9 protein-coding genes are annotated in these 13983 nt (G+C 55.2%); 1 reads left to right on the top strand and 8 read right to left on the bottom strand.

Going from position 1 to position 13983, the window contains the following annotated elements:
• Positions 1-49: 49 nt before the first annotated feature.
• The 3 genes from infB to rimP form a co-directional block, all read right to left on the bottom strand.
• The gene (gene infB / locus ACS5NO_RS03205) at positions 50-3478 is read right to left on the bottom strand and encodes a translation initiation factor IF-2 (protein WP_439413803.1); all 3429 of its coding nucleotides are present in this window, start codon (positions 3476-3478) and stop codon (positions 50-52) included.
• 103 nt (positions 3479-3581) lie between these two features.
• On the bottom strand, positions 3582-4826 hold the full coding sequence (gene nusA, locus ACS5NO_RS03210; RefSeq protein WP_114409919.1) for a transcription termination factor NusA: 1245 nt from the start codon (positions 4824-4826) through the stop codon (positions 3582-3584).
• 103 nt (positions 4827-4929) lie between these two features.
• Positions 4930-5409: a ribosome maturation factor RimP gene (gene rimP / locus ACS5NO_RS03215; RefSeq protein ID WP_138994758.1), complete on the bottom strand. Its 480-nt coding sequence runs from the start codon at positions 5407-5409 to the stop codon at positions 4930-4932.
• Between the two features lie 243 nt (positions 5410-5652).
• Between rimP and ACS5NO_RS03220 the strand changes: the two genes are divergently transcribed.
• Positions 5653-6822 (top strand): endonuclease/exonuclease/phosphatase family protein, encoded by a 1170-nt coding sequence (locus ACS5NO_RS03220; protein ID WP_439413804.1) that lies wholly within the window; start codon positions 5653-5655, stop codon positions 6820-6822.
• Between the two features lie 132 nt (positions 6823-6954).
• Here the strand turns inward: ACS5NO_RS03220 and ACS5NO_RS03225 are convergent, their stop codons facing one another.
• From ACS5NO_RS03225 to ACS5NO_RS03245, 5 genes are all read right to left on the bottom strand, one after another.
• Positions 6955-7365, bottom strand: coding sequence for a molybdenum cofactor biosynthesis protein MoaE (locus ACS5NO_RS03225; protein WP_439413805.1), 411 nt, complete (start codon positions 7363-7365; stop codon positions 6955-6957).
• Between the two features lie 104 nt (positions 7366-7469).
• Positions 7470-7718 (bottom strand): molybdopterin converting factor subunit 1, encoded by a 249-nt coding sequence (moaD, locus tag ACS5NO_RS03230; protein WP_439413806.1) that lies wholly within the window; start codon positions 7716-7718, stop codon positions 7470-7472.
• A gap of 47 nt (positions 7719-7765) precedes the next feature.
• On the bottom strand, positions 7766-8665 hold the full coding sequence (locus tag ACS5NO_RS03235; protein ID WP_439413807.1) for an FHA domain-containing protein: 900 nt from the start codon (positions 8663-8665) through the stop codon (positions 7766-7768).
• A gap of 19 nt (positions 8666-8684) precedes the next feature.
• Positions 8685-12668, bottom strand: coding sequence for an FtsW/RodA/SpoVE family cell cycle protein (locus tag ACS5NO_RS03240; RefSeq protein ID WP_439413808.1), 3984 nt, complete (start codon positions 12666-12668; stop codon positions 8685-8687).
• Between the two features lie 16 nt (positions 12669-12684).
• Complete coding sequence (locus ACS5NO_RS03245) at positions 12685-13983, bottom strand: serine/threonine protein kinase (RefSeq protein WP_439413809.1); 1299 nt, start codon at positions 13981-13983, stop codon at positions 12685-12687.

Consider the following 13983-nt stretch of genomic DNA (forward strand, 5'->3'; position numbering starts at 1 on the left):
CTTTCCTGCGATTTGCAGGAAAGGCTTTTTATTGTGTTACCGGAATGACTTACAACGTCCGTTTCACTTCTTTCAGTTCGAAGCTTTCGATCACGTCGCCAACCAGAATATCGTTGAAATTTTTGATACTCAAGCCGCACTCATAGCCAAACCGTACTTCGTTGACGTCTTCTTTGTACCGTTTCAGGGCACTGATTTCGCCGGTATGAACCACGATGAAGTCGCGGACCACGCGGACTTTGTTGTTCCGTTTGATGGTTCCTTCTGTCACCATACAACCGGCTACCGTTCCAACGCGGCTGATCTTGAACACATCGCGCACTTCGATATTGCCAATAATGACCTCTTCGGTGGTTGGCGCCAACATGCCTTCCATGGCATCCCGGATTTCGCCAATCGCATCGTAGATGATGGAGTACAGGCGAATTTCGATCTGCTCCTGTTCGGCCAGACGACGGGCACTGACCGAAGGCCGTACCTGGAAGCCGACAATGATCGCATCCGACGCCGACGCCAGCAGAATATCCGATTCGGAAATCTGACCCACGGCTTTGTGGATGATGTTGACCTGTACTTCTTCCGTCGAAAGCTGCAACAGCGAATCGGAGAGGGCTTCTACCGAACCGTCCACGTCACCTTTCACAATCACGTTCAGTTCTTTGAAGTTACCGATGGCTTTCCGGCGACCGATTTCTTCCAGCGTAATGTGCTTGCGGGTCCGCAGGTTTTGCTCACGCAGCAATTGCTCGCGTTTATTGGCAATTTCGCGGGCTTCACGCTCCGTTTCCATCACGTTGAACTTATCCCCGGACTGCGGAGCCCCTGGTAGACCCAGGATCTGTACCGGCGTCGAGGGTCCGGCTTCTTTCAGACGCTGGCCGATGTCGTCGGTCATCGCCCGAATGCGGCCAAAATGCGCACCCACCAGCACGATGTCACCCTGTCTGAGTGTACCGGTTTGCACCAGCATCGTGGTCACATAGCCCCGGCCTTTGTCCAGCTCGGCTTCAATGACGGTACCGGTTGCTTTTTTAGTCGGATTGGCTTTCAGATCGAGCAATTCGGCTTCGAGCAATACTTTCTCCAACAGTTCCGAAATACCCAAGCCGGATTTTGACGAGATTTCCTGTGTCTGATATTTACCACCCCATTCTTCAACGAGCATGTTCATCTGCGACAGTTCTTCCCGTACTTTTTCGGTATTGGCACCCACCTTGTCGACCTTGCTGAAGGCAAAGACAATCGGTACCCCGGCGACCTGCGCGTGGTTGATAGCCTCGCGGGTTTGCGGCATGACGCTGTCGTCTGCAGCAATAACGATGATAACAATGTCAGTTACCTGCGCACCCCGTGCCCGCATGGCCGTAAAGGCTTCGTGACCCGGTGTATCGAGGAACGTAATCATGCGGTCGTCGTTGGTTTTCACGCTATAGGCACCAATGTGCTGCGTAATCCCCCCGGCTTCCCCGGCCGCAACGCGCGTCCGGCGGATGTAGTCAAGCAGTGAGGTTTTCCCGTGATCGACGTGACCCATGATGGTTACGATCGGCGCGCGGTGTACTAGATCTTCTTCGTTATCCGGTTCATCGACCAGACCCGATTCGATCTCTTCCTCGGCTGATACAAACTGCACTTCGTAATCGAACTCATCGGCAATAACCGTAATCGCTTCGGCATCGAGACGCTGGTTGATGGATACAAACATCCCCAGGCTCATACAGGTGGCAATCACTTCGTTGACCGACACATCCATCAGCGACGCAAGGTCATTGGCAGATACGAATTCGGTTACTTTCAGGATTTTTGCTTCTTCGTTTTCCTGGTCGATCCGTTCGCGTTCGCGTTCGGCACGTTCCTGGCGACGATCCCGGCGACGGTCGGCACCCCGATTCGGTTTGTTACCGGTCATCCGGGCCTGTGTTGCCTTGATCGAATCTTTTACTTCGCGTTGGGTTGGCTCTTCCCGGCGGTCACGTGTACCGCCCCGGGCTCCGGCTTTCCCTTTATTGGCAGCTCCGGCACCCGTACCTGTTCCGGTGGCTGGCTTGTTGGCCTGACCCGGTGGTTGGTTGCGGTTGGTGGGTGCGTTCGCATCACGAGTGCGCGGTGCGCCACCCTGACCCTGCGGTTGGGTTGCACCGCCGGTTGCCGGAGCACCACCGACCGGATCCCGGCGCAGGCGTTTGCGTTTGCGTTTTTTATCCCGTTCGTCGGTCGACGCAACCGGGCCATTTTGTTTCTTCGAGCGTTCGGATGGCAGTTCGATGGTTCCCAAAACCGTCAGACCACGCAGTTGTTCACCCCGGGCGCGGATGGTTTCGACGGGCTCATCGACTGGCAGATCAACGACGGGTTCGGGCTGAACCGGTGTTTCTTCCATCCGGGGCGCAACGGGCCGTGGCTCTACAGGACGCGGAGGTTGCTGGCCCCGGTTGTCCTGTGGACGGTTCCGGTCACGATCGGATGGCCGATTGCCACCCGGTCCCTGGGCTGGAATACCGGCACGGTTTTGATCACCGGGCCGATCCGGTCGGGGACCCACATTCCGTTGGTCATTCCGGTTCGGTTGTTGACCGGGCCGGTTATCGGGCCGCTGGCCATCCGGCCGGGAACCCGCATTCCGTTGATCATTCCGGTTGGGTTGTTGCTGCCGCGCATTCGGGTCGTTGGGCCGTTGCGAGGGCTGCGGAGAGGGTTTCCTCTCCAGGTCGATTTTACCCAAAACCGTCAATCCCGGCAATCGGGGACTGGAGATTTCCGGTTGGGCGGGTTCTTTGCTTTCCGGTGAGGTCACTTGCGGACGATTTTCAACCTGAGGGGTTTCGATTGGGCGTGGGGGCTCAACCAGTGTTGGTGCCACAGGCTGAATGGGTTCCGGTTTATTCTCTATAACGGGTACAGGAGCCACTGCTTCCGGTTTAGGGGCAGGTGCTGGTGTCGGCGCAGGAGGAGTTTCCTTTGGTTCCACCGGTGCGGGCTGCTGACGGGCTTCAACAGGAGCTGGCTGGGGCGGAGCCACAGGTGCCGGCGCCGGTTCTGGCTTGGGCTGGCTCGGCTCGGGAGCCTTTTCTGCTACAACGGGTTCTGGTTGGGTAACCGGCTGCGGTTTCGGAGTTACCGGTGCTTCCTGTACAGGGGCAGGCTTGGGAACAACCGGGTTGGCAACAGGCTGAGGTGGCACCGGCTGGGAAGGCCGGGCGGGTTCGCTGCGGAAATATTGCGGCAAATCATCATCTTCCCGACGTTTGGGTTCGGGCACAAAAGTCTCTGAAGCTGGTTTGCGAACAGCTCCACCATTCAACAGTTCAGTATTACCGAATTCTTTCGCCAAGATTTCCACTTGATCCGTAGAAATCTTGCCGTTAGGGTTACTATCAACCTTAATCCCTTTGGCAGAAAGACGACTCACCACAGTAGACGAACCTACTCCGAGTATTTTTGCCACTTGGCTAAGGCGCATGGATTTATCTTCTGCCATACAAATGGTTTAGAATGAAAAAAGCATTTTAATGATACACTATGTATGATGAACGATGAATGGATCGACTTAATTCATCGTTCATCCTCAATAGTTCATCATTTTACTCAAATTCCTGGCGCAAAATGGCCAGAATCTCTTCAACCGTATCTTCTTCCAGATCCGTCATCCGGACAAGTTCTTCTTTCGAACGGGCCAGCACGCTCTTGGCGGTGTCCAACCCAACCCGGCGCAGTTCCTCGATCATCCAGTTGTCGATTTCGTCATTGAATTCTGACAAATCCACATCCTCATCGTCTTCCTGCCCTTCGACATCCCGGAACACGTCGATCTCCATACCCACCAGCCGACCGGCCAGTTTGATATTCTGACCGCCTTTGCCGATGGCCAGTGAAACCTGATCGGGTTTCAGGAAAACCGATACGCGTTTGGCTTCGCGGTCAACGGTCATCGTACTGATTTTGGCCGGACTCAACGCCCGGCTGATCAGCAGCTCAAAGTTGTCGGTATAGTTGATAACGTCAATATTCTCGTTACCCAGTTCCCGCACAATGCTGTGAATCCGTGATCCTTTCATCCCGACGCAGGCACCCACCGGATCAATCCGGTCGTCGTACGATTCCACGGCGACTTTGGCCCGCTCACCCGGTTCGCGAACGATCCGGCGAATGGAAATCAGTCCGTCGTAAATCTCCGGAATTTCGTTCTCAAACAGGCGTTCCAGAAAAACCGGCGATGTCCGGGACAAAACGATCTTGGGCGTGCCATTAATCATTTCAACCCGGTGGACAACGGCTTTGGTGGTTTCCCCTTTCCGATACCGATCTTTCGGAATCTGCTCGCTTTTGGGAAGGCTGATTTCATTGCCTTCATTGTCGAGCAAAATTACTTCATTTTTAAGCAATTGGTAAACTTCTGCGTTCAGTAAATCACCAACCTGGTTTTTATATTTATCGTAAAGAATCTCTTTCTCCAGATCTTTGATCTTCTGAATCAGCGTTTGGCGGGCGGTTTGTACAACCCGGCGGCCAAAATCCTCCAGCTTTACTTCCTCGGCTACTTCCTCACCCACTTCAAAGTCGGCCTGAATCTTGCGGGCTTCTGCCAGCGGGATTTTGTCATAATCCCAGATGTCTTCCGAATTGTCATCCACAATCTCGCGGGTGCGCCACATTTCGAGGTCACCGCTTTCGGCGTTGATGATAACGTCAAAGTTTTCGTCAGTGCCGTATTTTTTGCGAATCATCGTCCGGAATACATCTTCCAGAATTTTGATCATGGTCGGGCGGTCGATATTTTTCGACCGTGCAAACTCTGCAAACGACTCAATGAGTACTCCGCTATCCATAATTTCAGTTCTCAGTTTTCAGTGTAGGGATTCAGTTATAGGTTTCCAGTCAGAATAAACAGAAACTACGAACTGAAAACGCGACTTAGAAACCGACCTTCCTTTATTTAAATGAAACTTGTATTGTGCTCTTCTTTATTTCGGTAAACGGGATGGCCGTCGGTTCGATCGGAGGATCGTTTTTCTTCGGTTTTTTGAGCGGTATTTCGGTGATCACAATGTGATCGTCTCCGATGCTCTCCAGCTTTCCTTTCCGAATCTGACCGTCGTTTAGTAATACTTCCACCTCACGACCCACGTTTTTCAGATACTGCCGTTTCAACACCAGGGGTTCATCCACACCCGGCGACGAGACCTCCAGGGTAAATGCCTGTCCGTCAAATACTTCCAACTCTTCCAGTTGGTTGCCCAACTGACGGCTGATTCCCGCACATTCCTCAATAGTGATTCCGGTATCGCTATCCAGCAAGACGGTTATTTTAGCACGAGTACGGGAAGGGGATACCTGAATGCCAACGATAAAATACTGATCTTCGTTCAGATACGGCTGTAACAGTTCGTTGACTTTCGCCTTTACATCCATAAATTAACAAAAAAGGGAGTCGAAAACTCCCTGCCATGCACAAATGCTGATAAGTGGTGCAAAGATAAGTATTTTATGAATTGTTTCCCAATCAAATTGCCGAACTGCCGCTAACAATTTTTACGGCTGATTAAACGGGCTATTTTCCGAACAAACGTTCGTAACTTTGTACTCCTACGCCCTACATCTGTCGTTACTGAAAAAAGGCGGTCTGCGTGACTCGCACCCATCTGATTCGTTCGTATGAAATTTTCGCTTAGGCTTGGCGTACTGGTTTCTTCGTTTTTTTCGTCGCTGCTCTGGTCGCTGAACCTGTTGTTGTTTCTGTATACACTGCTGGTTTATTACCTGCTCTACGAAGTGCCGATTGGGCACTGGACCGCCAGTATCCTGATGATTTCATTGCCAGTCGCCTGGGCTTGCAATCTGTTTTTTATCCTGTTTTGGGTGTTGGTTCGCCCCTGGCGGGCCGTGCTGCCCGTGCTGACAATGCTGATCGGAATTCCTTTCTGGCGACGTACCCTGACGTATAGCCAACCGGGCAGCAACAGCGAGAAACGTCCGACGCTGCAGGTCATGAGCTACAACGCAATGGGATTCAATAAATATGACATCGTGGATACCCAGCGCCCCGACGATGCCAATAACATGATCGAATGGGTCCTGAAAGAACCATCGGACGTGAAGTGTTTCCAGGAATTTTACAACGACAATAGTTCGGTCGTCTTTAAAACCATCCGACGGCTGGAGAAAGCCGGGTATCCATATTACGCCGTGTTGCATCCGCCGGAGCGGGAGGGGCCGGGGAAGTTTTTCGGCGTGGCGGTTTTTTCACGCTATCCCATCGTGAAGCGGGGTGACGAGGTTTTCGATAATTTCAACGGACTGGTTTGGGCGGATGTCAAGGTGGGAGCCGACACCGTCCGGGTAATCAGTGTCCACATGCAGTCGATGGGCATTCGGGTGGGTGGGATGCTGGATCAAACGGAGACCAACCGGGTCAAAAGCAACACGCGGACGGTTTTACGGCAGCTCCGGCAGGGCCTGACCCTGCGCCGAAACCAGATTGTCAGGGTTGAGGAGTTTTACCGAAACAGCCCGCATCCCATTATCATTTGTGGCGATTTTAACGACACGCCCTACAGTTATACGTACGGGAAGCTGCGTCGGCTGCTCCGGAATGCCTTCGAAGATGCGGGGCGCGGATTTGGTTTCAGTTACAACAAAGCCCCCGGTTTTCTCCGCATCGACAACCAGTTTTACAACGCCCGGTTTCTGGAACCGCTCAACTACGTGACCTACCGCGACGTCAAATTCTCCGACCATTACCCCATCATGGCCCAATACGCCATCAAACCGCGCGAAATCAGCAAAGACCGGACGCCGAGAACCCACGTAGAGTTTGATTTTTAACTAATTGAAAAGTAAATAAAGAACTTTGAATAGCGAATAACGAATATTGAAAAAACGCAGAACGGTTATTTTTTCCGTCTCTCCACAATTCGGCGTTCGCTATTCTGTATTCAATATTCGTTATTTAGGACGCTACGGATGGGCATCAACCCAGACCTGTCCGTCTTCAAAAATTTCCTTTTTCCAGATCGGAACCTGTTGCTTGAGGGTGTCGATGATGTAGCGGCAGGCATCGAATGAATCGGCCCGGTGGGGCGTGGCCACGGCAATCAAAACCGCGATGTCACCAATGGCCAGATTACCTTTGCGGTGAATGATCGTGTACTTCCGGACGTCCCAGCGTCGGCAGGCTTCGTCGGCAATTTCCTGCATTTTGGTTAAGGCCATGCGGTCATACGCTTCGTATTCCAGACGCTCGACCGCGCGCTCGTTGGTGCTGTCGCGCACCGTTCCGAAGAAAAACGTAATGGCCCCGGCCGAATCCGTCGAAACGTATCGGTAAGCCGCATTCATATCGATGGGATCAGTCGTAATCGAAACCATAGGGGAATGATGAGTGAAGAGTGAAGAGTGAAGAGTTGGCTGACGCATTATCTCTTAACGCGTCAGCCAACTCTTCACTCTTCACTCATAATTCTTAACTAATTTTAGCCTCCGCTGACGGGCGGGATGAGGGCGATTTCGTCGTTGGGATGTAACGGTTGATCCGCTTCGGCGTATTCGCCGTTGACGGCCACCAGCAAGGATCGGAGGCCATTCAGCGCGGGATAGTGTTCTTTCAGATTATTCAGTAATTCGCCCACCTGGCCGGGTTGCGGCAGGTCGAGCGTGAGGGCCGAAGAGCCGACAATCTCGCGGGTGATGCCAAAAAGCTGAACAGAAATTCGATTGCTCATGCCCAAAGATACAAAACAGAACGCGGGTTTGGAAATGGCGAAACCGCTTACCGAAGTTCGAACAGCAGAACCACCTCGCCCCCCAGTTCGATCTGATCGCCATGCTGAAGCGGGTAGCCCATCCCGGCAATATCGGCCCGCTCGATGGTGTTGTCGGGGTGCATGATTTTCGTCTTGTTGCCGCTGGCGGGCAGCCCCCCCGGATCGACCAGCAGGGAATATTGTTTCTGCCCGGGATCATAGCGGATCGTTGCGTGCGCCCGGCTAACCGCCCCATTTCCCGCCCCTTTATCCCGGTCAAAACCGGCATCGTCGTCGTTGAGAATCACGATGTCGTTGGTTCGCACCCGGCCTGAGTTGGTTTGGGCGGTATGCCCGCGACCGATGCAGAACGTGCCTTTCTGAGACGAATCGAGGAGGTATTCTTCCTGCTCCGTCTGGCCTACCAGCGCCACAATGCGGGCCAGCAGCGGAGCGGCATCCGACTTCGATTGATCCTCGACAAGCAAACCCAGGTTGCCTTCCCGGTAGGTCGTAGCGGGCCATTCATCCGCAAAAAGTGCATAGTCGAACCGCCAGTTTTTGGGCAAAACAATGTAATTGTCGGCCAGCAGGCGGTTTAATTCTCGCTGGAACTTCCCCGGCTGGTTGGTCCACAAAACTACGCGGTAGAGTTCTTCTTCCTCCGGGGTTGCACAAAGAATCACGAGCTTGAGTCCCACGGGAGCGGTTTCCGGCTCGTTCTGATAAGCCCGCAGTTTGTTGATCACAAACCGGATGAGCTGATCCCGTCGCGGAGCAGCCGGGGGAGGGCCTGACGGAGCCGGTTTGGGCAAAACAGGGGCCGGTTCGACGCGCCTGACCACCTCCGCCGGACGTTTCGTTGCGGCTGGCGGTTCCGCCGGTGTAAATCCGAATAGTTTCTTTACCGTGTCCAGGATGCTCATAAAAAAGGGTGGTTTGGGGTTAAAAACTACCCAGATACCGGCGTTGTTTTAAAATGGGCGCCACAACGGTGTTGGCCAGGTTGACTGCATCGGCGGAGGATTTTCCCAACTCGATGCGCACCGTCACCACGGTATTCGACCGGCCGTCGGGTGTGGGTGCAAAAAAGACGTACCAGCCGTCATTCTCCTGAACGCCCTGCACAATCCGTTCGGGCGTACCGGTTTTGCCCGCCACCCGCGCCAGGCTGATCTTGCCGCGCCCCGCCGGGTTCGACTGTTCGATCATGAATTCCTTCAACTGCCCGGCGTAATCGGAACTTCGGGCTACGGATTTGCCGGTTCCAATCGGCTGCGGTTTGCCGGCTTTGGACACCACATAGCGCGAGGGCTGCAAAACGCCTTTGTTGGCAATCGCTCCCGCCATCCGGGCCAGGGCTGCGGGTGTGGTGCTCAGTTGCCCCTGCCCCCAGGCCAGTCCCGAAAACTCACCGCGGTACCGTCTCGGATACTGCAAACTTTGGTAGAGCTTCCGGCGAACGACAAACGAAGAATCGCGCCAGTGCTGTCGAATCTGAACGCGCTCGGCCTCGGTGTGCGTATCCGAAAAGGAGTAGCCGCCAATGTAATCGACATTCATCCCCGTGGCTAAATACAGATCAGCCAGTTCTTTATCCAGCGCCTGGTCGTTTGCCAGCCGGATAAAATAGACGTTACTCGACCGGACAATGGCCTTCCGCATATCGACGGATTCTCCGCAGGGCTCCGACTCCCGCTCACCCCGTCGGATGATCTCCTGACACGAAATGGAATACCGAACCGCCGATGCCGACGAACCCAGTTTGTTAAAAGCCGCCATTGCCGTCAGAATTTTCGCCGTCGAACCGGGGGCGGTCGGAAAAGTCATACCCAAATCCCGTTCCGTCACCAGATAGGGCAGTTGCAGCCGCTCCCGATCCGACAGCAGCATGGCTTCCGGGGTTTTCAGATTGGGTAAGGGGTGCATGGCCGACGCCAAAACATCGCCCGAAGCCGCATCCAGTACCACCACCGAAAGCCGCTTGTCCCGGTATTCGGATTGGGCCAGTGATTTTTGCAACGCCACCTGAAGATCCGCATCGATGCTCAGGAACAGATCACGGTTTTTGGATTTTCGATTCGCGACCTCCCGACTATCGACCCCGGCCCGCAAAGCCGGTGCCAGTTCCCGGTAATCGTAAACCGACAGCGTCCGCGTTTGCTCAACCGTCGGGCTGAAGCGGTCGGCCCGGTAGTTGGTGGCCACGAGGTTGGTTTTGCGGGGGCGGCTGTTGAAACCGCGCAACTCGCTGAAGTGGGTGGCTTCCGCATAATATCCGTTGCTCTGGCCCCAGAATAGTTGCGTATTCAGATCACCCGTCCAGAAAAACAGGTGTTCACCGAAGGGATAATACCGTTGCAGCCGTTTCTGGCTCATGGCTTTCACCTGATCCGGTTCCAAACCGCTTTTTTTCAGCCGGGACAATTGCCGGGTAACCCGCTCCGGCGAACTGGTGGCCAGCACCAGACCTTTCCGGTCGTAAAGGGTGCCCGAAGCCAGAACGCGGGTCAGTCGCTCGATGCGGGGATTATAGCTGTAAATGGGGTCGCCGTTGCGGGTGATGACCCGGGCGGGTCGTACAATATACTCGTTCCCGCGCCAGCCCACAATCGGCAACAACCGGCCAATCAAAACCGCTACGCCCAGCAGAAAACCGGCAATGCCGGCCATCAGCACCACATCGTAGTTTTTTTCCAGGTATTCACGCTGTTCGGCCTGGCCGGGTCGGTGGGCCACGCTGAAGACAACGCCCATCGCCATGAGGTTGATGATGAGCGAAATTTTTCCGTAACTCAGAAACGGAACGCTAATCCCGGTCAGGGGAAGTAACCCGATGGAACCACTCGCAATGATCAGAAACTGAACCCCCGTTGCGATGGCAATACCGGCGACCAGAAAAAAGCTGAACGGCTGACCTGCCCGGCGGGCGTGCAAAAAAGTCCGGTGCAGCAGAAGGCCCATCAGCAGAAATACCGCAATGACCCCTAATCCACCCAACTCTTCGCCTACACTGGGCAGAATCATGTCGGTGTGGGCGGCTGGCATCGCATTCGCAAAACCTTTGCCCAGACCCTGTCCCGTCCAGCCGCCCGAAGCCAGTGTCCAGAAACTATGGGCCAGGTGATCACCGCCGTACACGTCATTGTTCCAGGGACTTAGCCAGATCGCTTTGCGGTCGGCCAGGCGGCTTCCCACGAAGGGCAACTGATCGCCAAAGGTGAACATCGCGATCACCATCAGCAGCAAAACCGGCGCTTCGGTCAGTAAAGCGGCCCAACCCAGGGCGGTTTTGGAACGGGCCTCTCCCCGCCAGAATAAATACACCATCAGCACCACCAGACTAAGAAGGGTGGCAATCCAGCCCGGCAAAAACCACAGGGCAATTCCGTAGCCGACCCCCGTGGCGAGTGTCAGCGGCAGGTTACCCCGGGCAATGCTATAAAACAGCAAAAATGTGAAGCAGACGACCAGCGCGGGACCCATGTCGCCCAGCAGGAGGTAAAGCAGCATGAGTAAACCGGCACCAGCCAGCGCACCAAAGCTCACCGCAAACCGCCAGCGCAAATCCGGGAGTTGCCGGATCTGTTGTTCATTTGCAGCAAAAAAACCGGCGAAGAAGACCAGCAATAGGTACTTGGTGATCTCGCTGGGTTGAAACGTTAGTCCCAAAACCGACAGGTTCACGCGAACACCACTGCCTTCCGGCCCCGAACCGATGAACAGGGTCAAAGCCGCCAGACCGAGGGCGAGTACCAGCCACGTCCAGCCCGATAAACGCACGGAAGAGCGGTTAAAAAACGTAAACAGCCAATCAAACCGCCAGTCGGCATACAGGCGACCGACGTTGATCTGGGATACGATGAGCATGCCGAATAGCCCAGCCGCCACGCCCTGCAAGGTTTGCCAGGCGTATAAAGTGTCCTGCAACGGGTCCTGAATGGCTAACAGTGTCAGAACGGAAATACCGGTGAGCAACATAAGAACCGACAGCAGCAACGGATCGGGGTAAAACCGCCGGAGCATCCAGACGCCCTGCACGGCCCAGAAAGCCCCGATAAACAGCCCGACGATGACCCAGAATTGTACGGTAAAAGCCGTTGGCGTGCGAACAAGGAAAGCGTGATCTGACTTCAGTTGCCCGTAAACGACGGAACCAATCAGCCGCAGTTGGTGGGGCCGGGCCGTAAAGGTATAGGATTGATCGCTGGTCAGTTGACTCGTTCCCCGGCGGCTGCCGAACTCAAAACCGGGTTTCAGGGCGACGACGCTGTAGCCTAGATCCGTCGTCAGGCCGGTGAACGAAAACCGCCCCCCGGCATCGGTGCGGGCGTAGGTAAACTGGTTGGGAAGCGTGTCCGGCTGGGCGGTGGCGGGGTGGCGTTTGAGTTGCACCAGCACATTCGCCACCGGTTGCTCCGTTTCCGTGAGCGCAACCTGCCCCGAAATCGTGGCTGTTCCGCTCCCCGCGCTAACGGTGGCCGGATACGGTTTGGGATTGTTGAGTTCGCGGACGTACAGAATGGAGTCGAAGCCCATTTGCTGGCGGGACAGTTGCAGGCGGTTTTGAAAATCCGCTCCGCCAATCCGGCTGCGCCACGCCACCGGTGCCCGGATCGAAAACTGCCGTTTGTTGATGGCTCCCAGGTTGTCGGGGGAGCCATTTCCTACCAGTTTAGCCGCCAGGGAGTCGGCCACCAGCGTCCGGTCGGCCGGATCGCTGTAGTAATTACCGCTGTTGAGTAAACGCTGGATCGGTGCGGATTTCAAACCGGGCTGCAATGTGATGGCCTGCCCGCTGGCGAGGGCTTCTTTGGCCTGATTCAGACCGGGAGCCAGGTTAATGTAAAGCCGCACAAACAGCAGAAGCAGCATGACCGATGCTCCCAGTAAATACAAACGACCAGACGATACAGACGTACCTTTCATGCAATGGGTTGAGTAGTTAATTTCCCGTCTTTGTGGTGTCAACGACGGTTTTCGATGAATCCGGGGGCGATGCCGGGACGGTCGGAATTTCGGGTTCCGTCGTTGTTGCCGGACTGCTGTCCGATTGGGTCGAATCGGTGGTGCTTTCGATAAAACCATCCGATGGCGTCGTTGCGGTATCCTCGACCATTTCGCCTGGTGTTTCCGACGCGTTGGAGTCGGTTTCCATCCGCGTCGAATCCGGTACCGCCGTTGTGTTGACGTTGGTTTCCCTGGCCTGGTACGTATAAAAAACCGCCAGCCCGATCAGAATAACGACCAGAATGCCCAGACCGATGTACCAGCCCGTCAGGCGGTTCGCGGGTTCTGCTTCCGGCTCTTCGGGTAGCTCCAGTTGAGGCAGCGGCTCGGCGGCCACCAGCGTGCGCGACGACACCGGCCCCCGGCGATCGTTCGACCGGCCAACCTGCAACTGCTCCACATTCGCCTGACCGAACAGCAACACCAGCTCGTTGACATCACTCAGCCGTTCCGTCGGGTTTTTGGTGAGCATCCAGTCGAGGAGCGTGTTGAGGCTGGGCGGCATGAACTGCCCCGTCGGCAACACCAACGCTGGCGGGGGCGTGCGCAACACCTGCCCCATAAAGGTGGCGATACCGGCGTTATCGGCCATCGAAAAAGGCACCCGGCCCGACAGGCATTCGTACAGAACCACGCCCAGCGAATAGTAATCCGTGGATACATCCACGCCCCGGGGGTTGTCGAACTGCTCGGGGGACGCGTATTCGTACGTCATCAGCGATTGCCCCGTCATGGTTTGCGACTGTTCGCGCAGCCGGGCCACGCCGAAATCCGTCAGCAAAAAATGCAGTTCACCACTGGGCAGGAGTCGAAAAAGAATGTTCTCCGGTTTCAGGTCGCGGTGGATAATGCCCTGCGGGTGAATCGCTTTGAAGGCTTCGGCCATTTGCAGCCCCAGCCGGATGACCGTTGGTATTTCCAGATGTCCTTTTTCCGCCAGGAGTGTCCGCAGGTTGCCGCCCTCGACCCATTCCATGACGATGAAGGGCATGGGCATGTCGAGTTGAACCTCCCGCACGCGCACCACGTTCGGGTGACGGATGTCGGTCATCAACTGCGATTCGAGCCGAAACCGCCGGAGTGTTTCGGCGTCGGTGTTGAGGGTAAAATGTTTAATTGCCACCAGATCACCCGTTGCCAGGTGACGGGCCTTCAGAACGCGGGCGTTCGAGCGGCCCAGTTCGCCGATAATTTCATAACCCGGAAAATGCGTATTGACGCTTACGGTTGGCAT

It is taken from the genome of Larkinella fluvii (assembly GCF_051857545.1).
In the GTDB taxonomy this organism is placed as follows: Bacteria; Bacteroidota; Bacteroidia; order Cytophagales; family Spirosomataceae; genus Larkinella.